At 31.9% G+C, this 23,539-nt stretch carries 16 protein-coding genes; 13 read left to right on the forward strand and 3 right to left on the reverse strand.

Annotated elements, in window-relative coordinates; genetic code table 11:
• Positions 1 to 109: 109 nt before the first annotated feature.
• The 12 genes from EDC18_RS04320 (at position 110) to EDC18_RS04375 (ending at position 18,850) form a co-directional block, all read left to right on the forward strand.
• A complete protein-coding gene (locus EDC18_RS04320; protein ID WP_207669165.1) occupies positions 110 to 1,663 on the forward strand; it encodes a 2-isopropylmalate synthase in 1,554 nt (517 codons plus the stop codon).
• Positions 1,641 to 3,230, forward strand: coding sequence for a citramalate synthase (gene cimA, locus EDC18_RS04325; RefSeq protein ID WP_132250647.1), 1,590 nt, complete (start codon positions 1,641 to 1,643; stop codon positions 3,228 to 3,230). The genes EDC18_RS04320 and cimA overlap by 23 nt, the downstream gene beginning before the upstream one ends.
• A gap of 98 nt (positions 3,231 to 3,328) precedes the next feature.
• Complete coding sequence (gene leuB / locus EDC18_RS04330) at positions 3,329 to 4,390, forward strand: 3-isopropylmalate dehydrogenase (protein ID WP_132250649.1); 1,062 nt, start codon at positions 3,329 to 3,331, stop codon at positions 4,388 to 4,390.
• A 92-nt stretch (positions 4,391 to 4,482) separates the two neighbouring features.
• Positions 4,483 to 6,150: a dihydroxy-acid dehydratase gene (gene ilvD / locus EDC18_RS04335; protein ID WP_132250651.1), complete on the forward strand. Its 1,668-nt coding sequence runs from the start codon at positions 4,483 to 4,485 to the stop codon at positions 6,148 to 6,150.
• A 213-nt stretch (positions 6,151 to 6,363) separates the two neighbouring features.
• Positions 6,364 to 8,028, forward strand: a complete 1,665-nt coding sequence (gene ilvB / locus EDC18_RS04340) for a biosynthetic-type acetolactate synthase large subunit (protein ID WP_132250653.1) — start codon at positions 6,364 to 6,366, stop codon at positions 8,026 to 8,028.
• Between the two features lie 300 nt (positions 8,029 to 8,328).
• Positions 8,329 to 9,411, forward strand: a complete 1,083-nt coding sequence (gene serC, locus EDC18_RS04345; protein WP_132250655.1) for a 3-phosphoserine/phosphohydroxythreonine transaminase — start codon at positions 8,329 to 8,331, stop codon at positions 9,409 to 9,411.
• A gap of 44 nt (positions 9,412 to 9,455) precedes the next feature.
• Positions 9,456 to 10,616, forward strand: a complete 1,161-nt coding sequence (locus EDC18_RS04350; RefSeq protein ID WP_132250657.1) for a phosphoglycerate dehydrogenase — start codon at positions 9,456 to 9,458, stop codon at positions 10,614 to 10,616.
• Positions 10,617 to 10,724: 108 nt separating this feature from the next.
• Positions 10,725 to 12,119, forward strand: coding sequence for a methyl-accepting chemotaxis protein (locus EDC18_RS04355; RefSeq protein ID WP_132250659.1), 1,395 nt, complete (start codon positions 10,725 to 10,727; stop codon positions 12,117 to 12,119).
• 24 nt (positions 12,120 to 12,143) lie between these two features.
• Positions 12,144 to 13,391, forward strand: coding sequence for a DUF1015 domain-containing protein (locus EDC18_RS04360; RefSeq protein ID WP_132250661.1), 1,248 nt, complete (start codon positions 12,144 to 12,146; stop codon positions 13,389 to 13,391).
• A gap of 120 nt (positions 13,392 to 13,511) precedes the next feature.
• Complete coding sequence (gene hflK, locus EDC18_RS04365; RefSeq protein ID WP_132250663.1) at positions 13,512 to 14,540, forward strand: FtsH protease activity modulator HflK; 1,029 nt, start codon at positions 13,512 to 13,514, stop codon at positions 14,538 to 14,540.
• Positions 14,541 to 14,551: 11 nt separating this feature from the next.
• The gene (locus tag EDC18_RS04370; RefSeq protein ID WP_132250665.1) at positions 14,552 to 15,481 is read left to right on the forward strand and encodes an SPFH domain-containing protein; all 930 of its coding nucleotides are present in this window, start codon (positions 14,552 to 14,554) and stop codon (positions 15,479 to 15,481) included.
• Between the two features lie 249 nt (positions 15,482 to 15,730).
• Positions 15,731 to 18,850 (forward strand): phosphodiester glycosidase family protein, encoded by a 3,120-nt coding sequence (locus EDC18_RS04375; protein WP_132250667.1) that lies wholly within the window; start codon positions 15,731 to 15,733, stop codon positions 18,848 to 18,850.
• Between the two features lie 68 nt (positions 18,851 to 18,918).
• Here EDC18_RS04375 and EDC18_RS04380 read toward each other — a convergent pair whose 3' ends face one another.
• Positions 18,919 to 20,157, reverse strand: coding sequence for an NAD(P)/FAD-dependent oxidoreductase (locus tag EDC18_RS04380; RefSeq protein WP_132250669.1), 1,239 nt, complete (start codon positions 20,155 to 20,157; stop codon positions 18,919 to 18,921).
• A gap of 105 nt (positions 20,158 to 20,262) precedes the next feature.
• On the opposite strand from EDC18_RS04380, the gene EDC18_RS04385 reads away from it, so the two are divergent.
• Positions 20,263 to 21,135, forward strand: a complete 873-nt coding sequence (locus EDC18_RS04385) for a mechanosensitive ion channel family protein (protein WP_243115054.1) — start codon at positions 20,263 to 20,265, stop codon at positions 21,133 to 21,135.
• Positions 21,136 to 21,193: 58 nt separating this feature from the next.
• On the opposite strand, the gene EDC18_RS04390 is transcribed toward EDC18_RS04385, so the two are convergent.
• A complete protein-coding gene (locus EDC18_RS04390) occupies positions 21,194 to 21,814 on the reverse strand; it encodes a DUF4367 domain-containing protein (RefSeq protein WP_132250671.1) in 621 nt (206 codons plus the stop codon).
• Between the two features lie 120 nt (positions 21,815 to 21,934).
• Positions 21,935 to 23,311, reverse strand: a complete 1,377-nt coding sequence (gene argH, locus EDC18_RS04395) for an argininosuccinate lyase (RefSeq protein WP_132250673.1) — start codon at positions 23,309 to 23,311, stop codon at positions 21,935 to 21,937.
• Between the last annotated feature and the right edge of the window lie 228 nt (positions 23,312 to 23,539).

A 23,539-nucleotide genomic window follows, 5' to 3' on the forward strand; every position in this document is an offset into this window, starting at 1 on the left:
TAGATATAAGCTTTAAGTTTTTTCTTTCAAAATGAAATGACTAAGAATAGTCAACTATTTCTTGGAAACAAGATGAGGTTAGGTTTGGCAATATAAAGGAGGTATAAAGATGCGTCAAATTAAAGTGTTCGATACAACGTTAAGAGACGGAGAGCAATCTCCTGGGTGTAGTATGAATTTAGAAGAAAAGATCAAAGTGGCATTACAGCTAGAAAAGCTTGGGGTAGATGTAATGGAAGCTGGTTTTGCAATTGCTTCACCAGGAGACTTTGAGGCAGTTAAGAAGGTAGCAGAAACCATTAAAAATTCAACAGTTGCAAGTTTGTCTAGAGCACTTACTAAAGATATAGACCGTGCTTGGGAAGCTGTAAAATATGCCGTATCACCAAGAATTCATACTTTCTTGGCAACATCGGATATCCATATGCAATACAAACTTAAAAAAACACCAGAACAAGTGTTAGAACAAGCAACAGAAATGGTTAAATACGCAAAAAAATTCTGTTCAGATATTGAGTTTTCAGCAGAAGACGCATCTAGGTCTGATAAAGACTTTTTATGTAGGGTTTTTGAAAGTGTTATTAATGCTGGTGCAACGGTTATAAATATACCTGATACAGTAGGTTACACAACACCGGATGAATTCTACGACATTATATCTTATATAAAAAATAATGTTTCAAACATTCATAAAGCGGATATTTCTGTACATTGTCATAATGACTTAGGTTTAGGTGTTGCCAATTCATTAGCAGCCATTAGAGCAGGGGCTTCTCAAGTAGAATGTACCATTAATGGTATTGGAGAGCGAGCAGGAAATGCAGCGCTAGAAGAAGTGGTAATGGCGCTTGCAACAAGAAAAGATATTTATGGTGTAGAGACAGGCATTAACACAACAGAAATCTACCCAACAAGTCGTTTGATTACATCTGTAACAGGGTCTTTGATTCAAGCCAATAAAGCTATTGTAGGAGCTAATGCATTTGCTCATGAGTCTGGAATACATCAACATGGCGTATTAGCCAATAAAAGTACTTATGAAATAATGACACCAGAATCTGTTGGATTAACAGAAAATAAAATGGTATTAGGAAAACATTCAGGCCGTCACGCCTTTGAAGATAGACTAAACCATTTAGGATATAATTTAACAAAAGAAGAAATTGAAGAGGCTTTCCAAGCTTTTAAAGTTCTTGCAGATAAGAAAAAAACAGTAACGGACAGAGACATAGAAGCCTTAGCAGGTCAAAAACAAGTCCATACACCAGAAATTTATACCTTTGAGCGTTTTGTTACCAACAGTGGTAATACAATTACTGCAACAGCTAATGTAAAAATTTCAAGAGACGAGGCAGTATTTGAAGAGGTATCTACTGGTGATGGTCCAATTGATGCTGCATTTAAAGCAATTGATAAGATTGTTGGTATAGATTTCTCCTTAGAGGATTATAAGATTCAAGCAGTAACTGAAGGCAAAGATGCTCAAGGTGCTGTAGTGATTAAGCTTTTAAAAGATGGTAAAATTTATAAAGGTAGTGGACTAAGTACAGATATTATTGAAGCAAGTATAAAAGGTTATATTAATGCAATCAATAAAATGCTGTATGCTTCATCGAAACAAGAAAAGGAGGCAACAGAAGATGTCGAGGGTAGAGATATTTGATTCAACTCTAAGAGATGGTGCTCAGGCAGAAGGAATTTCTTTTTCAGTTGAAGATAAACTAAAAATTGTTAAAGCGATGGATGAGTTAGGTGTGGCTTATATTGAAGCTGGTAATCCAGGTTCAAACCCTAAAGATTTAGAGTTTTTTAGAAGAGTAAAAGACATACAACTAAATAATGCTAAGTTGACAGCTTTTGGAAGCACCAGAAGAAGAAATATTAATGTTTCTGATGATGCCAATGTTAAATCAATGCTTGAAGCAAATACAGAAGCTGTTGCAATCTTTGGGAAGAGTTGGGATTTTCATGTTACAGATATTATACAAACAACTTTAGAAGAAAATCTTAAAATGATAGAAGAAACAATGGCTTTCTTTAAGGAAAATGGCAAAGAAGTATTTTTCGATGCAGAGCATTTTTTTGATGGATATAAAGCCAATCCAGAGTATGCACTACAAGCATTAGAAGCTGCTGTAAAAGGTGGTGCAGATTGCTTGGTATTATGCGATACTAACGGAGGGGCAATGCCTCTTGAAGTGTATGAGATTACCAAAAAAGTATGTGAGACCTTTTCAGTAAGAGTTGGGATACATACCCATAATGATTGTGGAATGGCAGTTGCCAATTCTATGATGGCTGTTGAAGCAGGTGCAACACATATTCAAGGGACATATATTGGTTTTGGTGAGCGATGTGGCAATGCTAATCTAAGTACAATAATTGGTAACTTACAACTTAAAAAAGGTTATCACTGTATTCCAGAGGAAAACCTAGAAACACTAACGTCTACAGCTTTATTTGTTGCAGAAATTGCAAACATCGTTCTATACGATAAAGAACCTTATGTTGGAAGAAGTGCTTTTACCCATAAAGGTGGCATGCATATAGATGGTGTAAACAAAGCATCGCATTCATTTGAACATATTAATCCTGAATTAGTTGGGAATACAAGAAGATTTTTAATGTCAGAGGTTGCAGGTAGAAGTACAATACTTAAGAAAATTGCAAAAATAGCACCAGAGATTACAAAAGACTCTGAGGAAGCAAAACAAATCATTGATCGATTAAAAGAATTAGAACATGAAGGCTACCAATTTGAAGGTGCAGAAAGCACATTTGAATTAATTATAAGAAAGCATTTAGGCAAATACAAATCATTCTTTGAATTAGAAAACTTCAAAATTATCGGAGAAAAACCAGCCAAAGACTCAAAATTTAGTGCCTATGCAATGGTAAAGGTAAATGTTGATGGTAACGAAGAATTTACTGCGGCTGAAGGGGATGGACCAGTTCATGCTTTAGATATTGCACTTAGAAAAGCACTAGAAGTATTCTATCCTCAGCTTAAAGAAGTACATCTTACAGATTATAAGGTAAAAGTCTTAGATTCAAAAGATGCTACAGCAGGTAAGGTTAGAGTTCTTCTAACATCATCAGATGGAAAAAATGTGTGGTCAACTGTAGGGGTTTCTTCTGATATCATTAAAGCAAGTTTAATTGCTTTAGTAGATTCTATAGAAGTTAAGTTATTAAGAGATTTGGAAAATAAAATGAGAGCATATATGTAAAAGTTGAAAAATATAGGCAGATTATTTAGAGATTATGAAAAACTATTCATTAAAATATAAAACTATAAAACTAAAAATGAAGAAAGAAGGGTATACAGATGAATTATAAATTAGCAGTAATACCAGGAGACGGAATAGGACCAGACATTATAAGAGAAGCTAAAAAAGTACTTAATAAAGTAGGAGAAATTTACGGTCATAATTTTGAATACACAGATTTATTAGCAGGTGGGGCAGCCCTTGATGCTGAAGGTATACCACTACCACAAAAAACAATGGATGTATGTAAAGAAAGTGATTCTGTATTACTTGGTGCAGTGGGTGGGCCAAAATGGGATAATTTAGATGGAAAAATGCGTCCGGAGCAAGCATTATTAGGACTTAGAAGAGGATTAGGATTATTTGCTAATCTTAGACCAGCGGTACTATTTAATGAATTAAAAGCGGCTTGCCCACTTAAAGATGAAATCATTGGTGATGATGGTTTAGATATTATGTGTGTGAGAGAACTTACAGGAGGTATCTACTTTGGGAAAAGAGGTACTGAAGGGACTAAGGCATTTGACACATTAGAGTATAGCGAAGAAGAAGTAAGAAGAATAGCAATTAGAGCTTTTGATATTGCAATGAAAAGAAATAAAAAAGTAACAAGTGTTGATAAAGCAAACATATTAGATTCTTCTCGTTTATGGAGAAAAGTTGTAGATGAAGTTGCTAAAGATTATCCAGAAGTTTCTTATGAACATATGTATGTTGACAATGCAGCTATGCAATTAATAAGATATCCAAAACAATTTGATGTTATATTAACTGGTAATATGTTTGGAGATATTCTTTCAGATGAAGCAAGTATGATAACAGGTTCCATTGGAATGTTACCATCTGCAAGTTTAGGAGAAACTGGAAAAGGTATGTATGAGCCAATCCATGGTTCTGCTCCTGATATCGCTGGACAAAATATTGCTAATCCTATCGCTACAATTTTATCTGTGTCTATGATGTTAAGATATTCATTTAACTTAGAAAAAGAAGCTGATGCAGTAGAAAATGCTGTTAAATTAGTTTTAGAAAAAGGATATAGAACAAAAGATATTTGTGCTGGTGCTCCAAGTATTGGAACAGATGAAATGGGCGATTTAATCGTTAAAGAATTAAAATAGAAATCTACTTAATTAAGAGTAGAAAAACTTTTGGAAAATTAAGATGTACAGATACGTAAACCGTTTTTTATAGAAATGTGAAGGTGATATTCATGTCAAGTAGAGTAGTAGTAGAAGGGGCTCAAAGAGCACCACATAGATCTTTGTTTAAAGCAATGGGTTATACAGATGAAGAATTAAAAAAACCACTTATAGGAATTGTTAATTCACAAAATGATATTGTACCTGGGCATATTCACTTAGATACAATTGTAGACGCTGTTAAAACAGGCGTGTTAATGGGTGGTGGAACACCGATTACATTCCCTGCTATAGCAGTTTGTGATGGTATTGCTATGGGTCACAAAGGCATGCATTATTCTCTAGTAACAAGAGAACTTATTGCAGACTCAGTTGAGGCGATGGCTTATGCTCATGGATTTGATGCATTGGTAATGGTGCCTAACTGTGATAAAAATGTACCTGCTATGTTAATGGCAGCAGCAAGAATCAATGTACCGACAGTTATTATTAGTGGTGGTGCCATGTTAGCGGGTAAAGTAACTTGTAACCCTAATGATGTAAGTTTATCATCTGTTTTTGAAGCTGTTGGCTCAGTTGCAACAGGCAAATTAACAGATGAAGAATTATATGAATACGAAGAAAAAGCTTGTCCAACCTGTGGATCATGTTCAGGAATGTTTACAGCTAATAGTATGAACTGTTTAACGGAAGTATTAGGATTAGGATTACCTGGTAATGGTACGATTCCTGCAGTTTACTCAGAAAGAATACGCTTAGCGAAACAAGCAGGTTTAAAAGTAATGGAAATGTTAGAAAAAAACATAAGACCATTAGATTTAATGACTGATAAAGCATTTGATAATGCCCTTACGGTGGATATGGCTCTAGGTTGTAGTACAAACAGTATGTTACATTTACCTGCAATAGCTTATGAAGCTGGTATTGAGCTGAGTTTAGAAAAAGCAAATGAAATCAGTGAAAGAACACCTAACTTATGTAGGTTAAGCCCTGCTGGACATCATCATATACAAGATTTATATGAAGCAGGTGGCGTTCAAGCCGTTATGAAAGAGTTAAGTAAAAAAGATTTATTACATCTTGATATTATGACAGTAACAGGTAAAACCATTGGTGAAAATATTGAGAGTAGTGTTAATAGAAACAATACAGTTATTAGAAATATTGAAGAACCTTATAGTGCTACTGGTGGTATAGCTGTATTAAAAGGTAATATTGCCCCACTTGGATGTGTTGTAAAAAGATCTGCTGTTGCAGATGAAATGATGAAACATACAGGACCAGCAAGAATATTTGATAGCGAAGAAGATACCATTAAAGCTATATTAGGTGGCGATATTAAAGCTGGAGATGTGGTTGTTATACGCTATGAAGGACCAAAAGGTGGACCAGGGATGCGTGAGATGTTATCACCAACTTCTGCATTGGCTGGAATGGGTCTTGATAAACAAGTTGCTCTTCTTACAGATGGACGTTTTAGTGGTGCTACAAAAGGTGCATCCATAGGACATGTTTCTCCAGAAGCAGCAGTTGGGGGACCAATTGCATTGGTACAAGAAGGGGATATTATCTCTATTGATATTCCTAACTATAGTATTCACTTAGAAGTAGATGATGCTGAGTTAGAAAGCAGACAAAAAGAATGGAAGCCAAGACCTCCTAAGATTGATAAAGGGTATCTTGTTAGATATGCGGCTTTGGTTACTTCTGCTAATACAGGTGCTGTATTAAAGGCTTAATTGATAAACCATTAACCCCGCTACTTATAGTGGTGGGGTTATTTTATAAGGTTTGGTCAGTGGTTTATTCAAGGAATATATAATGATTTTGGCTGCCTTTCCTTTCAGCCGGTCGACGCCAAAACCATTATATATTCCTTGAATAAACGTGTCGGGTAATCATAAGATAAAAAAATAAAACAATTATACATAAAATAGAAAGGAGTGATGCTTGTGTTATTAACAGGTGCACAAATTTTAATTGAGTGCTTAAAAGAGCAAAATGTAGATACTATATTTGGGTTTCCAGGTGGAGCTGTTTTAAATATATACGATGAACTTTATAAAAGTAGTAAAGAAATTAGACATATTCTAACATCTCATGAGCAAGGTGCATCCCATGCCGCTGATGGTTATGCCAGATCAACGGGTAAAGTAGGTGTTGTTATTGCAACATCAGGACCAGGGGCAACAAATCTTGTGACGGGAATTGCAACAGCTTATATGGATTCAGTGCCTATGGTTGCTATTACAGGAAATGTGCCAGTTTCTTTATTAGGTCGAGATAGTTTTCAAGAAGTTGATACGGCGGGCATAACAATGCCTATTACAAAACACAATTATATCGTTAAAGATGTAAAAGACTTGGCAGATACCATTAGAGAGGCTTTTTATATTGCTCAAGAAGGCAGACCAGGGCCTGTATTAATTGATATTCCTAAAGATATTACAATTAATAAAACTGAATATATAAAAGCTGAGCCCAAAGTAGTTGATAGAAGTTTAGATGAGATTGATAGTACATCCCTTGATGTGGCTATTGAACTTATAAAAGCCTCTAAAAAACCATTTATCTATGCTGGTGGTGGGGTAATATTATCTGAGGCAGCTGATAATTTGTTAAAATTTGCTGAAACCATTCAAGCACCCGTAACATGTAGTTTGATGGGTCAAGGTGGATTTCCTGGAGAACACCCATTGTATACAGGTATGGTAGGAATGCATGGTAGTAAAGCTTCTAATATAGGCATTACACACTGTGATTTATTAGTTGTTATTGGCGCTAGATTTAGTGATAGAGTTATTGGAAAAGCAGATAGTTTTGCTAAAAGAGCAAAAGTATTGCATATTGATATTGATCCAGCAGAAGTCAATAAGAACATTAAAACATATCATCATATTATTGGGGATATAAAAGGCGCTTTAGAAAAAATTAATAATAGCCTTGAGCCAATGGATAGAGAAGAGTGGATTACAGAAGTTACTGAGTTAAAGCAAAAATATCCGCTTAAATATAAGGATACCTGTCTAACGGCTCAATATGTTCTAGAAAAGCTGTATGAAGTGACCAATGGAGAAGCTATCATAACAACAGAAGTTGGACAACATCAAATGTGGGCAGCACAGTTTTACAAGTATAATCATCCTAGAACATTTCTATCCTCTGGTGGTTTAGGAACTATGGGATATGGATTTGGGGCTTGTATTGGTGCTCAAGTAGCTAACCCAGATAAGGTGGTAGTTAATATTGCTGGTGATGGCAGTTTCAGAATGAATCTAAATGAAATTGCAACAGCGGTAAGATATAACTTACCATTAATCGTACTTGTTATGAACAATCACGTATTGGGAATGGTTCGTCAATGGCAGAATCTATTCTATGAAGAGAGATATTCTTATACCACATTAGATAGAGATATTGATTATGTTAAATTAGCAGAAGCATTTGGTGCGGTTGGATATAATCTGACAGAAAAAGAAGAGGTAGAAGAAGTATTAAAGAAAGCCATTGAAGAAAAGAGACCAGTTATAATTAATTGTGAGATCGATAAAGATGATAAGGTGTGGCCTATGGTAGCGCCAGGTGCTCCAATTGATAATATTATGGTAGGAGAGTAAAGATTTAACCAACTATCTCAAGGATTAAAGTGGGGACTATAGATGTATTCTTAAGCTTATCTTATGTTTATATAAGAAAAAATATATAAAGGTATGTTTTCTAAATCTATAGAGACTTAAATCCTAGGAATGGTTGGTTTTATTGTCAACAAAAAGAGTTAAAACTTTAACAAGTAAGAGTATCACTATTGACTAATTTATGGTAATAGTTTATCATAAAAATAAGTGTGAAATCGCAAAAAGATTAGTATAATACAATAATTTTAATCGATTTCTTTATATTAAAAGGAGGTTATCTAAATGAATCGTGTTTATAATTTTTCAGCAGGTCCAGCAACTTTACCTGTAGAAGTTCTAGAACAAGCAGCCCAAGAAATGGTTAACTATAAAGGAACAGGTATGTCCGTTATGGAAATGAGCCATCGTTCCAAAGCATATGAAGAAATAATAAATAATGCAGAAAAAACGCTAAGAGAGATTATGGAAATACCTGATAACTATAAAGTATTGTTTTTACAAGGTGGGGCATCTTTACAATTTGCAATGATCCCAATGAATTTAATGACTAAACATAAAAAGGCATTAATGCTTAATACAGGTGCTTGGTCTAAAAAAGCAATATCAGAAGCTAAAAAATTCGGCGAAGTTGTGGTTAAAGCATCTTCAGAAGATAAAACTTTTAATTACATTCCAGATGTAGAATCACTAGATTTATCAGAAGATGCAGATTATGTATACATTACGAATAATAATACTATTTATGGTACACGTTTTACAACATTACCTGATACTAAAGGAAAGCCATTAGTAGGTGATATGTCATCTAATATCTTATCAGAAAAAATAGATGTATCTCAATATGGCATTATTTTTGCGGGTGCTCAAAAAAATATTGGACCTGCTGGTGTTACAGTTGTTATTATTCGTGAAGATTTAATAGGTCATGCCGATGCTTCTGTACCAACTATGTTAGATTATAAAACACATGTAGATAATGATTCTATGTTTAACACGCCTCCAACATACAGTATTTATATTGCTGGACTTGTATTTGAGTGGATTAAAAAATTAGGTGGCGTTTCAGCAATGGAAAAAATCAATAATGAAAAAGCAAATATCTTATATAACTACTTAGATGAAAGCAAATTATTTTCAGGAACAGCTGAGAAAAAAGACAGATCCTTAATGAATATTCCATTTATCCTTCCTACAGAAGAATTAAATGCTCAATTTATTAAAGAAGCTGCTGCCAAAGGGTTTGTTACTTTAAAAGGTCACCGTTCAGTTGGTGGTATGAGAGCAAGTATTTATAATGCAATGCCAGTTGAAGGTGTTCAAAAGCTTGTTGACTTTATGAAAGAATTTGAAGCTAAAAACAGCTAATAGTAAAGAATAAGTAGCTAAAAAATAATGAAGGTGGGAAAATAATGAAAAAAATTCGTTGTCTAAATCCTATTTCAAACCAAGGATTAGATTTATTAGAAAAAGATCTATATCAAATAGTAGAAACCGATGATGCGGATGCCATACTTCTTAGAAGTTTTAAAATGCATGATTTTGAAATATCTGATTCAGTAAAATCTATTGGTAGAGCAGGGGCAGGGGTAAATAATATACCCATTGATAAATGTTCTGAAAAAGGTGTTGTTGTTTTTAATACGCCAGGAGCCAATGCAAATGGTGTAAAAGAATTAGTAATCGCAAGTCTATTATTATCTTCAAGAGATATTGTTGGTGGTATCAACTGGGTAAAAGGTCTTGAAGGAGATAGCGAAGTAGCAGCAAAAGTAGAAAAAGGCAAATCACAATTTGTAGGACCAGAAATATTAGGTAAAAAAATGGGTGTTATTGGCTTAGGTGCTATTGGTGCTTTAGTTGCTAATACAGCAGTTGGATTAGGAATGGAAGTTCTAGGGTATGATCCATTTATTTCTGTTGAAGCCGCTTGGAGTTTATCAAGAGCAGTAAAAAGATCTATTAACTTAGATGAAATCTTTGCTGAATGTGATTATATATCAATACATGTTCCTGTAATAGCAGAAACAAAAGGTATGATTAATAAAGATGCTTTTGCCAAAATGAAAGATAATGTACGTATTATTAATCTTTCAAGAGGCGAGTTAGTTAATGATGATGACTTAGAAGAAGCAATAAAATCAGGTAAAGTAGCTAAATACGTTACAGATTTCCCTAATGAAAAAGTAGTGTCAATGGAGAATGTTATTTCTATACCTCACTTAGGGGCTTCTACACCAGAATCAGAAGATAATTGTGCAATAATGGCAGTAATTCAAACAAAAGATTACTTATTAAATGGAAATATAACAAATTCAGTTAATTATCCAGCATGTAATATGGGTGTTTGTCAAACGGCGGCTAGAGTAGCAATTAATCACAAAAATGTACCTAATATGGTTGGCCAAATTACAACTTTATTGGCTAACAACAATATAAATATTGTAGATATGATTAATAAGAGCAAGCAACAATGGGCTTATACATTAATTGATGTTGAAAATGAAGTAGCAGAAAACATCGTAAAAGAATTAGAAAATATTGAAGGCATCGTTAAAGTAAGAGTAATATAGTAACAGGTTGAGCTGCCCAAAAATCAGACGTTTTTTAGGCAGCTCTTTTCTATATACATGGATATAATAGAATTAGTATTACAACTAATAACGAGAGGGCTGAGATAAATGATAAACTTTAAAAGGAAATCGAATAAACAGCTACGAAACCAAGTGATTAGACAAGATAATAATAATGACATTGATACTATAATAGAAGTACTTAAAGATATTAATGAGAACTTTAAATCTAATAAATCTTTTTATGTAGATGACGACAAATTTGAGAACAAAGAGCTTACTAAGAGATTCAATGAACTATTGGATTTATTTAATGGTAATGAAGTAATTGATACATTAAATAAATCTATTAATAACGTGACCCAAGTGGATTTTGTTTCGAGCATGTTAAATAGTGTGAGGAATCAAAACAATTCCTTAGATAGTATGGTTAGTTCAAGTGAAGAATTAAAGGCATCAGTAGAAGAAGTTAGTAATAATACTCAGCAAATTGTTGAGTTTACTAATGAAACCTACAAGAATTCAAAAGAAAGTGTAGAGAATATAAAGGAGTCAATTGCATTCGTAAAAAAATCCTTTGAAGACATTCAAGAGATAAGTGAAAGAGTTGATAATTTTAACGATAAAATGCAATCTATTACAAAAATTATTGATGTTGTAAAAAGCATTGCAGAACAAACAAATTTATTATCTTTAAATGCAAGTATAGAGGCTGCAAGAGCAGGGGAACATGGATTAGGATTTGCAGTAGTTGCTGATGAAGTAAGAAAACTTTCAGAAAGCACTAAAAACTCAGCCATTGATATTGAAGAAATTATAAAAGAATTACAAGGTGACATTAATGTCTTAGTTGAAAATATGAATAGTACATCAAACCAATTAGAAAATGGTAATAACCTTGTATCAACATCTGTTGATTCTGTCATAAAAATAAACGATTATATGGGTCAAATAAATGAAACAATATCTAGAATTGCAAGAACAATAATTGAACAAGATACTGTTATGGATACGATAACAAAAGATATGAATGGTCTATCAGAAGAATCAAAGTATTTGGATGAATACTGTAATGAAACAGGAAAATTGATTTTCGAGATGGCAAGGTTGAATGATAGAGTGAGAGGTAGACTATCAAGATACTCACCATATATTAGTTTTAAAGAGTGGATTGAGATATATAAAACGGACCACGTGATGTTTGTATATAGAATTCAAAACATGTTATTAGGATTTGAAAAGCTAGAATTAGAGAAAATGAACAATCCAAAAGCTTGTAAATTAGGAACATGGTATTTCAATATTGACGATACAGCTTTAATTAACAAAGCTGAGTTCCAAGCTATTGGAAAGAATCATAATGAATTACATAGGTTAGCAGATCTTATTATAAAAGATTATTATAGTGGGAATATTGATAGTGCAAAATTAAATTATGGTAAGATGAAAGCACCACTAGAAGAGTTAATTAAAAATATGGACATTATTAAAAATATACTATAGGGTTAAATCTAGGAGGAAGAAAAAATGGCTATAATTAAACCATTTGCTGCTGTAAGGCCAACAGACAAAGAAGTTAAAAATGTAGCAGCATTACCATATGATGTAGTAAATAGAGAAGAGGCTAAAGAAATTGTAAAAAATCAGCCGAATTCTTTTTTGAAAATCGATCGTGCTGAAGTACAATTAGAAAGTTCAGTAAGCACATATGATCAACAAGTTTACTTAAGAGCAAGAGATACTTTAAATGAAATGATAAATGAAGGGATTTTTATAAGAGAGGATAAAAAAGTCTTCTACTTATACCAATTAACTATGGATGGTAGAAAACAAACAGGACTTGTTGCTTGTTCATCAATAGACGATTATATTAATAATGTTATTAAAAAACATGAAAAAACCAGAGAAGCAAAAGAGCAAGATAGAATTAATCACGTGGACTACTGTAATGCTCAAACGGGCCCAATCTTTTTAGCCTACCGTTCAAATGATACAATTAAAAACATAGTAGATGAAGTTAAAGAAGCTAACAAACCAATCTATGATTTTGTTGCAGATGATAATATTGGACATACTGTATGGATTATTAATGAAGATGAAAAAATTGAAGCCATTGAAAAAGCATTTGTGGCTATAGAAAACACATATATTGCTGATGGGCATCATAGAACAGCTTCAGCGGTAAAAGTAGGATTAAAAAGAAGAGAAGAGAATCCAGGATATAATGGAAGTGAAATGTTTAATTATTTCTTATCAGTAATCTTCCCACAAGATGAATTAATGATTTTACCATATAATAGAGTGGTTAGAGACTTAAATGGTAATGATGAAGGATCACTAATTGAAGAAATAAGCAAATCTTTTGAAGTTGAACTTATTGGAGAAGAACCATTTCAACCTACTGAAAAAGAAACTTTTGGAATGTTTTTAAATGATAATTGGTATAAGTTAACTATAGATAAGGCTTTAGTAGATAATGAGGATCCTGTTAAAAAATTAGATGTATCATTATTACAAGATTACTTACTAGATCCAATATTGAATATTAAAGATCCAAGAGTAGATGATAGGATTGATTTCGTTGGTGGAATAAGAGGATTAAAAGAGTTAGAAAAAAGAGCTACATCAGATATGAAAGTTGCTTTTTCAATGTACCCAACATCTATTGAAGAGTTATTTGAGGTATCCGATGCTGATAAACTGATGCCACCAAAATCAACATGGTTTGAGCCTAAACTTAGAAGTGGTATTTTTATAAATACCATTGATAAATAACAAAGAAAATGTGTGCATTGCACACATTTTCTTTGTAGATACATATTTTAAAGAAAAAAATAACATATACCAATTTGTTTATAGTATAATGAAAGAGTATGATATATAGGAGGGATTGAAATGAACAATAGAGATTTTACTGAAGAAGTCATTGATATTGGAGCAAAAGGAAATTTTGACAAATACAAAAAAAATGTTAAGAATTATACAACACTAGGAATTATGGTTGTATTACTTATAATTTTATCGCTTAACAGTGTTTACAAAGTAGATGATGGAACTGTAGGTGTGGTTATAAGGTTAGGAAAAGTTTCAAAAGTAGAAAGAAGTGCAGGAATACATTTTAAAATACCACTGATAGATAGTGTAAGAAGTGTGAATACTTCAAGAGTTAGTATAATGGAATATGGCTATCAAACAGTGAGAAGAGGTACTGAGACTTCAGAGCCTGTATATGCTGAAAATTTTGATGAGGCAACTATAATTGTAGATGCTGTTAACAATAATGCCTCTATAGCACTCATATATCTTATGGTACAGTATAGAGTAGTGGATCCAGTGAATTATTTGTTTAAAGTAGATGATATTGAAGGGACTCTAAGATTGGCATTAGAAGATTCAATTAGAACCACCGTTCAAGAACTCACTTTAGACGAGGCAAAAAAAGAAAAACCACTTATAGACACAAGAGTTAAGGAAGTATTACAACAAAAAATGTATCAATATGAATCAGGTATTGATATAATATCTGTCCAAACACAAGATGTTGAATTTCCTTCAAATGTAGAGATTGCATATCAAGAAAAAGAGAATGCTAATCAATATAAAAACAGTAAACTAGAAGAGGCGGAAAAATACAGCAATACAGTAATGCCAAGGGCTCATTCCCAAGCAACACAAATGATGGAAGAAGCTAAAGCATATGAAAGGCAAGTAATTGCTCAGGCTAACGCAGATGTTGCTCAATTTAATGCCCTTTACAATGAATATATTGTTAATCCTGAAATTATCCAAGAAAGATACTACATAGAAGCAATGAGAGCATTTATCGAGAATAATAATGTTATTATTGATAACACCGTAGACGATTCAATATATAAATTCTTTAATTTTAATAATAATGCTTTAAGACAAAGTGTTATAGACTAGGGGGTGGATTTATGAAGAAAACAGGAATTATAATAGGGATAATTTTTATACTGACATTAATAATTTTAAGTAGTTCAACATTTATAGTTAATGAAGATGAAATAGCAGTTATTAGGAATTTTGGTCGTGTTACGGCAATAATAGTTAATCCATCTGACAAAGAACAAGTCATTGGCAACCTAAAAAATAATGATAGATATGAATCAGTGAAACTGAAAACAGAAAAAGGGTTGCACTTTAAAATACCATTTATACAAAGTATCAATAAATTTACTAGTAAAAACTTAACTTATAAATCTAATACAGCAATTATTCAAACTAGAGATGATAAAAAACTTGAAATTGCGATGTATGCTCAATATAGAATAATAGATCCACTTGTATTTAGTCTTACAGTAAGCACATTAGAAAATATGAGGCAGACTATGGATAACAGAGTTTTTCCAGTGGTTATTAACTCAGCAAACACCTTAATTTTTAATCAATTTTTTTATCAAAATACTCTAGATAATATGATACAAAGTAAACAAGCAGAGTTAAATAAAGAATTGGAAAGAGATTTTGGAATACGGGTAACAGACATAGGCATTAATCGAAAAAACTTCCCAGAGAGTAATGTAGCGGCAATAGAATCTAAGATGGCCATGCAGATTGAAAAAGAAAGAGAAAGTTTAATTGCAGAAGGAGATAAGGTTTTTGTAGAAGAAAAAGCAAAGACTGATAGGATACAAAAAGAAATTATTGCAGCAGCCCTAGAGGAGTCTGCAAAAATCAAAGCATCGGCAGATGGTGAGGCATTAAAAATTTATCAAGAATCATTGGTTAAAGATTTTGAGTTTTATAGATTCATAGAAAGAATGGATGTGTATAAACACATGAATGATATTACCATATTTTTAGATAGAGATAACGATTTGCTTGAGTTTATAAATGGATATTAGAAAAAGGATGTGCATAAAGCACATCTTTTTCTAATAGAAGAACTAGTTGTAAATAGTATGATAATACTATGTAAAAACTGTAATATTAAGGTTAGATTAAGTATATTGTTAAAAATGTGCAAGTCTGATAATATCTAATATATATTTGTTCAGTGAGGTGGTTAAAAAAATTACAGTCCTAATAATTATAGAATTTAATATGAATGGTTAAAAATAGATATAATTAGTTATAGATATGGAGGATAAAGGATGAAAAAGAAGTATAGGCTAATCTTATGTGTATTAATAATATGTAATATACTGCTTACAACAATTATGGTTCCAATGAATATATATTCTACTAAAATTAGTGCAAAATCAAATAATGAAATAATTGATGAAAAAAGTGTAAATATAGGAAAAAATGTTAGTTATACATGGATTGATATGAAAGTCAATAACAAACCTGAAAAGATACATATAGTAGAGTTTGATTTGCAAAATCCAAATTTAGAATTACAAGCAGTTAAAAGTAATGGGTATGTGTATGGATTTGAAGAACTAAGTAAAACAGCTAAAAGTATAGATAAAGAACAGAATAGGGTTATTGCGGGTATTAATGGGGATTTTTTTCATACAAATTCAGGAATACCTATTGGTATGTTTATAAATGATGGAGAACTTTTAGTAACCCCCCCTGGAGATTGGTATGCTTTTGGTATAAAAGAAGACAATACCACTATAATTGGCAAAAGTCCTAGAGTTAATAAACATTTAATTACAGTAGATAATTCATATAATATTTCTCATATTAATAGAATACCTGCAATAAGTGAAGCTCTCATACTATTTACAGACCAATTTTTCACTTCCACAAAAACCAATAATGAAAGAGACGAAATCATTTGTAAGGTTATTGATGGAGGGTCAAGAAGTGGAGAAACTATGATTCTAGAGGTAATAGAGATTAGAAGAGGTCTTGGTAATTCAACAATACAAGAAGGGCAAGTTGTTATTTCTGCATCTGGAAAATATAAAAAGGCCCTTGCTAATGTAAATATTGGGGATCATTTAATGACTCGAATTGAACTAGAAGATGAGTGGAAAAATGTAAAAATGGCAGTTGGAGGCGAAGGATTTATAGTTAGAAATGGAGAAATTGAACCTCCTAAAAACAATTTTTCTCATCCAAGAAGTGCCATCGGGGTAAAAGAAGATGGTCAAATTGTTATGTTCCAAGTAGATGGGAGATCTTTAGGAATTAGTGAAGGGTTAACACTAGAAGAGGTAGGGCGCCTAATGAAGGATATGGGTGTAATAAATGCTATTAATCTAGACGGTGGAGGTTCATCAGCTATAGTCGCTAGGTTACCAGGACAAAAATTAACAACATTATTAAACAACCCTTCTGATGGTAGAGAAAGAAGAGTGGCAAACTCATTACTACTAGTAGATACATCTGAACTAGGAGAAGCAGCTCATTTGGTGATACGCCCTAATGTAGCTAGAATTCTAGTAGGAAGTGAATATAAATTTAATAGTGTGGCAGTGGATGAGAATTATTATCCTGTAGAGTATAATGAAAAGCCATTATGGATTGTTGATAATGAGAATTTTGGTTCAATCACTTTAGATGGAAAGTTTACAGCAGGTAAAAATCCAGGAATATTAGATGTATGGGCATTCTCAGAATATATTTATGGTAGTAGTTCTGTTGAAGTTGTTGCAGATATCACAAATATAAAGCTTAACCATAGCAATGTGGCCCTTAGTAGCGGTGAAACAATAAATTTCAAAATAACAGCAACAAGAAATGGTCAAGTTATTGAATCGACTAATGATGCCTTTGAATGGGTTGTTGAAGGTGATATAGGAACTATTGATAAAAACGGTGTATTTAAAGGGACGGAGATGTCTAATAAATCAGGTAGACTTATTGTTAGATATACAAATCCAGTTACAAAACAAGTCCTTACAACATCAGTTAATATAACAGTAGGAAGAGACCCAATAATTATTGAAAACTTTGAAGGGATATTGAATAATAGATGGGCAGCATCTGGTGTTAACTACAATACTGTAAATATTACAGAGGAAATAAGGGACCAATTTGTTAGATTTGGAAACAAATCTGTAAAATTAGAGTATGACTTTACCAATAAAGAGGGGACATCAGGAGCTTATATTGTACCAAAAGATAATAACCCAATTGCTTTAACTGGATCACCGACAAAAATTGGGTTATGGGTATATGGAGATGGTAGCGGCAATTGGTTGCGTGGACAATTAAGAGATGGTAACAATCAAGTCATCAATATAGATTTTGTTGACTTACAAAAGGGAATTGATTTTGTTGGTTGGAAATACCTTGAAGCAGAAATTCCAAAAGGTAGACCGTTGCCATTAAGAATGGAAGCACCAGTAAGATTGATGAGGATTAATGAAAATAGTAAAAGCAAAGGTGTAATTTACGTTGATGAAATAAGAGCTTTATATGGGAATGTGATTGAAGATATTACACCACCTGAAATATTAGAAATTTACCCATTAAACAATCAAGTTGTTGAATCTAACTTTAATCAAATATATGCTTATGTACAAGATTTAGATTATGATAAAGATGGGAATAAAATTATTAAAAATATAAACCCTAACAATTCAAGGCTTTATATTAATAATAAACTGGTTAAACACAATTATGACCATGTTAATGGCGTAATCACCCATATACCAGAAACACCATTGGTAAATGGTAATTATTCAGTAAAACTTATTTTAAGAGATGATAATGGTAACCAAAGCATTAAAGAATGGTCTTTTAGAGTATTAAGAGAGCAAAACATTATTTTTGATGATGTGCCTCAAAATTTCTGGGCTGAACAAGCAATATTAAATTTAGCCAATAAAGGCATTATTTCTGGAAAAGGGAATAACAACTTTGCGCCAATGGATAATATTACTAGAGCAGAAGTTATTGCATTGGTTGTAAGATTATTTGAATTAGAAGGAACAGAGAATGCCATTGAGTTTAATGACCTTAAAGGGAATGAATGGTATATTAATTATCTCAACATAGCAACTTCTAATGGAGTGGTGTCTGGATATCAAGATGGGACATTTAGAGGTAATAATTTAATCACGAGACAGGAATTGTCCGTAATGATTTATAATGCCTTAAAAGTCACTGATAGCCAATTAATAAAAGATAATGATAAAATTAATTTGGCTGATGAAGAGGCAGTAGCGAATTTTGCTAAAGATGCTGTAGATGCCTTATATAGAGCTAATATTATAAATGGTTATCCAGATGGATCCTTTAGGCCAATAAATAATGCATTAAGGGCTGAGACAGCGATGATTATTTATAATATCTTAAATGCTAAACAATAATAAAAAAATATAAGGGCTTAATGTCCTTATATTTTTTTAGAGTTTTTTATATTACTTTTGAATAATAATTATCGATAAAAAGAAAATAAGGCAGCATCATGATGATAGCCGTGTAAATATAAATCCCTTATTATTTGTGAACCTATTATTGAATAGAGAATACCATTTGCGCCATAACCTAATATGAAATAACAATTTGGATATTCTTCAACGTCTCCTACGTACCCTAAATCATCTTTGGTTCTAGCAAAAAGACCTGCAGAAACAAAATCTTTTTCTATATCCAATTTTGGGAATAAATGGTGCAGTTGTTTATATAAGAGTTCACCTTTTTTCTCTAATTCATAGGCGTTTGGCATATAGCCTTTATAACTTGTATCATAACCACCAACAATAATACGATTGTCTTTTGTTCTTCGAATATGATTGTAGGGGTTTTTTGCTTCCCAAATTAAGGAATTATCTTTCCAAAGTTTGTGGGCGTTTGTTATGGGTTTGGTTGTTAAATTATAAGTAACATAAAAGTTAGTAGAGGTATACGAATCTACTAATGACTGGCATTCATAACCCGTTGCAAAAATAATTTTTTTAGCTTTAATAACAGCATCTTTCGTATGTGCAATATTATAATCTTTTTTAAAATCAATAGAAATAAGTTCTGTATTTTCATAAGCTCTTAACCCTTTAGTTGTCGTATAGTCGATTAGATTTTTTGTTAATAAATATGGATTAATTTCTGCGCCATCATAGGAATATATGCCTGAGTTATATGGCAAGTTAAAATATTTTTTCATATTTATTTTACTTACGAAGGAAGCTTTAAATCCAGCACTTCTTCTTGAATGATATTCTGCTAATAATTTAATGTCCTCTATGATACTGGTAGAAACATATAGACTTTTTCTTCTAACATACTCACAATCAAGACCAGTATCATTTAGCATAGACTTTAAGTCATAAAGGGCTCTTCTGCATAGCTGAAAACATCTAATGGCATTGGGCTTGCCATACATTTTACTGAGTTTGTATAAGGTTGTGTCGATTTCATAATGTAGTAAGGATGTATTAACCATTGTACTGCCTGAAGCAAACGCATTCTTATCTATTAGAACGGTATCTATATTTGCTTGATTCATGTAATAAGAAGATAGGGCACCTGTAATACCACCACCAACAATTAACACATCACATTCTATATTTTCAACTAGTTTTGGATATTTTTTTTTCTTTGTATCACTTATTAAAGACCAATAAGGAGTACCAGCATATAATTTCATTTTATCACCTTTTTTAAAAAATAATTTCATACTTATATTCTCCAAAGGAAAGAATTATTATGAATGTAATTAAAAACCCTTTATTAAATTATAAAAACAGATATAATATAGATAAGCGAAAGAAGAGGTGAGAATATGTTAACAAGTTTTTTTGAAACCATCGGAATGGCCAATGAAGGAACAAGCCAATTGAATTTTAACATTATAAGGGAGAATCTTATGAGTTATCTCATTGGTTTTAGTGTTAGATTACTAATAGCTGTTTTGGCTTTAATAATTGGTCTAAGAATAATAAAATATGTGGTAAAAATTTTAAAAGCACTCTTAGAAAAATCTCAGGTGGATGGATCTGTTAGTTCTTTTTTACTATCATTAGCAAGCATTCTTATGAAGATCGTGTTGTTTTTATTTGTTTTAACTATTTTTGGGTTTGCCATAACATCCTTTTTAACTATATTAGGTGCTGCAGGTTTAGCTGTTGGTTTGGCTTTACAAGGCAGTTTATCAAACTTTGCAGGGGGTGTATTAATATTAATATTAAAACCCTTTCAAGTAGGTGATTTTATTGAAGGTGGAGGCAATTCAGGTACGGTTGAATCTATTGATATCTTTTATACAACCTTAAAAATGCCAGATAACAAAGTAGTTGTGATTCCTAATGGTACATTATCCAATAATAGTATTATAAATTATTCAAAAAAGGAAACAAGACGTTTGGATTTAACTTTTGGAGTAGGGTATAAAGATGATATTTTCAAAGTAAAAGAGATTCTTACAACTCTAGTGAATGACCATGAATTAATATTAGATGACCCTGAGCCAATGGTTAGAGTAAGTGAACTAAATAGTAGTTCTGTAGATTTTTTAGTTAGGGTCTGGTGTAAATCAAGTGATTTTTGGCCACTTCGCTTTGAACTTATAGAATTGGTTAAATTAAAATTCGATGAAGAAAAAGTGAATATACCATATCCACAAATGGATGTGCACCTTATACAACCTAAAAATTAAGATTAAAGGTAGCTATTCAAATAGCTACCTTTAATCTTTAATAATAATCACTTAATTATTATTTTTTTATGATTAATGTTTCGTCATTTACGATAACATCATCAAAAGAAAAGTGATAAGAAGACCCATGACTATGCCTTGTTCTAGATGTAGGTGGATATTCTACAGAGGAAATAATAAAATAGGTTTTTTGATCTTTTTCATCCATATAATCCGCATAGAAAGTCCCGCTAGGTGTAGTGAGAGAGATGGATTGAATATCCGGTTCATCAATAATACCCATCAAAGAAAGGACATAACCTCTATTGCTAGTGTCAAAGAAAAATATAGGTGAAAGAGTAGGTGTTGTTTGATAATAGACATTCCTATTGTTAATCTCAACATTTCCTACTAATTTTCTTTCTAAAAAATTATTTCTCCATTTGTTATCTGAGTATTTTGTTATTTGATATGCATCAAAGGTATCATTATCATCAAGGTAATAATATAAGTGGATATTATAATAGGTATCAAGATCAGGTGCTTTGTGTATATAGCCACTAGGTCTTAAGAAAAAAAGAACAATAGAGTCATTGTGATAATGTTTAATGAGTGAAAAAGTGGTGGTTATAAAAAACAAAACAATAAAAATTTTAAGTATACGATATTTTAAAAACATATTATCTAGATTACTTTTCATATAAACCCCTCGTTTTTATAAAATATTTAGATAACTTATATTAATAATAAAGTTATATTAAAAAATTGTCAAATAAATAAAGAGCACTCCATTAGATGAAGTGCTCAGATTAAGACTTATTTAATTGTTTTTCAAATAATTCTCATTAATTTCTATAGATTTACTCATTGCAGCTTCAGCTGGTCCACCAATAGAAGCTCTTCTTTCAACACAAGTTTCTAATGCAATAGCGTGGAAAATATCCTCTTCAAATATTGGGTCAATGGCTTTGTATTCGTCTAAAGTTAAATCATCAAGACTTTTACTTTGCTCAATACAATATAAAACCAATTGTCCAACAATATGGTGAGCATCTCTAAAAGGAATAGATTTTACGACTAAATAATCTGCAACATCAGTGGCATTAGTAAAGCCGTTTTGGCAGCTTTTATACATATTTTCTTTAAGGAATTTCATTGTGTCAATCATAGGTGCAAACAACACCAAGCTTGTTTTTACAGTATCAATGGCATCAAAAACAAGTTCTTTGTCTTCTTGCATATCCTTATTATAAGCCAGTGGTAATCCTTTTAATGTCGTAAGCAAACTCATAAGAGAACCATAAACTCTACCTGTTTTACCACGAATTAATTCAGCAATATCAGGATTTTTTTTCTGTGGCATTATACTACTACCAGTACTATAAGCATCATCTAATTCAACATATCTATAATCATCAGAACTCCAAATAATAATCTCTTCACAGAATCTACTAAGGTGCATCATGATAAGAGATAATGCATTTAACAATTCAACTAAGAAATCTCTATCAGAAACAGAGTCCATACTGTTTAAAGTAACTCCTTTAAAGTCTAACATTTCAGCAACAAATTCTCTATCAATAGGGAAAGTTGTCCCAGCTAATGCCCCAGAACCCAGAGGTAATTCATTCATTCTATCAAAAATATCAGCTAATCGAGAACGGTCTCTTTTAAACATTTCAAAGTAAGCCATAAAGTGATGGGCTAATGTAATTGGTTGGGCTTTTTGTAAATGAGTAAACCCTGGCATAATGGTTTTAGTATTGTTTTTACTTACTTTTAAAAGCACTTCTAAAAGATTTTTTAATAAACCATCAATTTCTTTAATTTCATCTTTTGTATAAAGTTTCATATCTAAGATAACTTGGTCATTTCTACTTCTACCTGTATGAAGTTTTTTACCAGTATCACCGATTCTATCAATTAAAGTAGATTCAATAAAACTATGAATGTCTTCAAAAGAAGGATCGATATCCAATTTATGATTATTAATATCATCAAGAATTTCTAATAAACCTTTTTCAATTAAAGCAGCATCATCTTTGCCAATAATATCTTGCTTTGCTAACATAGTCACATGAGCAATACTACCTTTTATATCATAAGCATACAATCTTTGATCAAAATTAATAGAAGTATTAAATTCATGTACCATAGAATCTGTCTTTTTGGTGAACCTTCCACCCCAAAGTTTCATATAAGTAACCCTCTTTCTAATTATATTTTTAAATGTTTAAAAAGTTGTTAATCATTTATGTTTATTAATTTGTAATAATTACTTCGTAGGCATTTCTTAAAGGAATATATACTAAGCTTGGCGTCGACCGGCTGAAAGGAAAGGCAGCCAAGCTTAGTATATATTCCTTTAAGAAGACCCTATATAGATATTCTTTATTAACATATAAGAAAAGTGGCAAAGCCACCT

Origin of the sequence: Natranaerovirga pectinivora (assembly GCF_004342165.1) — a bacterium.
In the GTDB taxonomy this organism is placed as follows: Bacteria; Bacillota; Clostridia; order Lachnospirales; family DSM-24629; genus Natranaerovirga; species Natranaerovirga pectinivora.

Bases quoted from the DNA above. Each gene is read 5' to 3' on its own strand.
- EDC18_RS04320 (WP_207669165.1), top strand. From the start codon at position 110: ATGCGTCAAATTAAAGTGTTCGATACAACGTTAAGAGACGGAGAGCAA.
- cimA (WP_132250647.1), top strand. From the start codon at position 1,641: ATGTCGAGGGTAGAGATATTTGATTCAACTCTAAGAGATGGTGCTCAG.
- leuB (WP_132250649.1), top strand. From the start codon at position 3,329: ATGAATTATAAATTAGCAGTAATACCAGGAGACGGAATAGGACCAGAC.
- ilvD (WP_132250651.1), top strand. From the start codon at position 4,483: ATGTCAAGTAGAGTAGTAGTAGAAGGGGCTCAAAGAGCACCACATAGA.
- serC (WP_132250655.1), top strand. From the start codon at position 8,329: ATGAATCGTGTTTATAATTTTTCAGCAGGTCCAGCAACTTTACCTGTA.
- EDC18_RS04350 (WP_132250657.1), top strand. From the start codon at position 9,456: ATGAAAAAAATTCGTTGTCTAAATCCTATTTCAAACCAAGGATTAGAT.
- EDC18_RS04355 (WP_132250659.1), top strand. From the start codon at position 10,725: ATGATAAACTTTAAAAGGAAATCGAATAAACAGCTACGAAACCAAGTG.
- EDC18_RS04360 (WP_132250661.1), top strand. From the start codon at position 12,144: ATGGCTATAATTAAACCATTTGCTGCTGTAAGGCCAACAGACAAAGAA.
- hflK (WP_132250663.1), top strand. From the start codon at position 13,512: ATGAACAATAGAGATTTTACTGAAGAAGTCATTGATATTGGAGCAAAA.
- EDC18_RS04370 (WP_132250665.1), top strand. From the start codon at position 14,552: ATGAAGAAAACAGGAATTATAATAGGGATAATTTTTATACTGACATTA.
- EDC18_RS04375 (WP_132250667.1), top strand. From the start codon at position 15,731: ATGAAAAAGAAGTATAGGCTAATCTTATGTGTATTAATAATATGTAAT.
- EDC18_RS04380 (WP_132250669.1), bottom strand. From the start codon at position 20,157: ATGAAATTATTTTTTAAAAAAGGTGATAAAATGAAATTATATGCTGGT.
- EDC18_RS04385 (WP_243115054.1), top strand. From the start codon at position 20,263: ATGTTAACAAGTTTTTTTGAAACCATCGGAATGGCCAATGAAGGAACA.
- EDC18_RS04390 (WP_132250671.1), bottom strand. From the start codon at position 21,814: ATGAAAAGTAATCTAGATAATATGTTTTTAAAATATCGTATACTTAAA.
- argH (WP_132250673.1), bottom strand. From the start codon at position 23,311: ATGAAACTTTGGGGTGGAAGGTTCACCAAAAAGACAGATTCTATGGTA.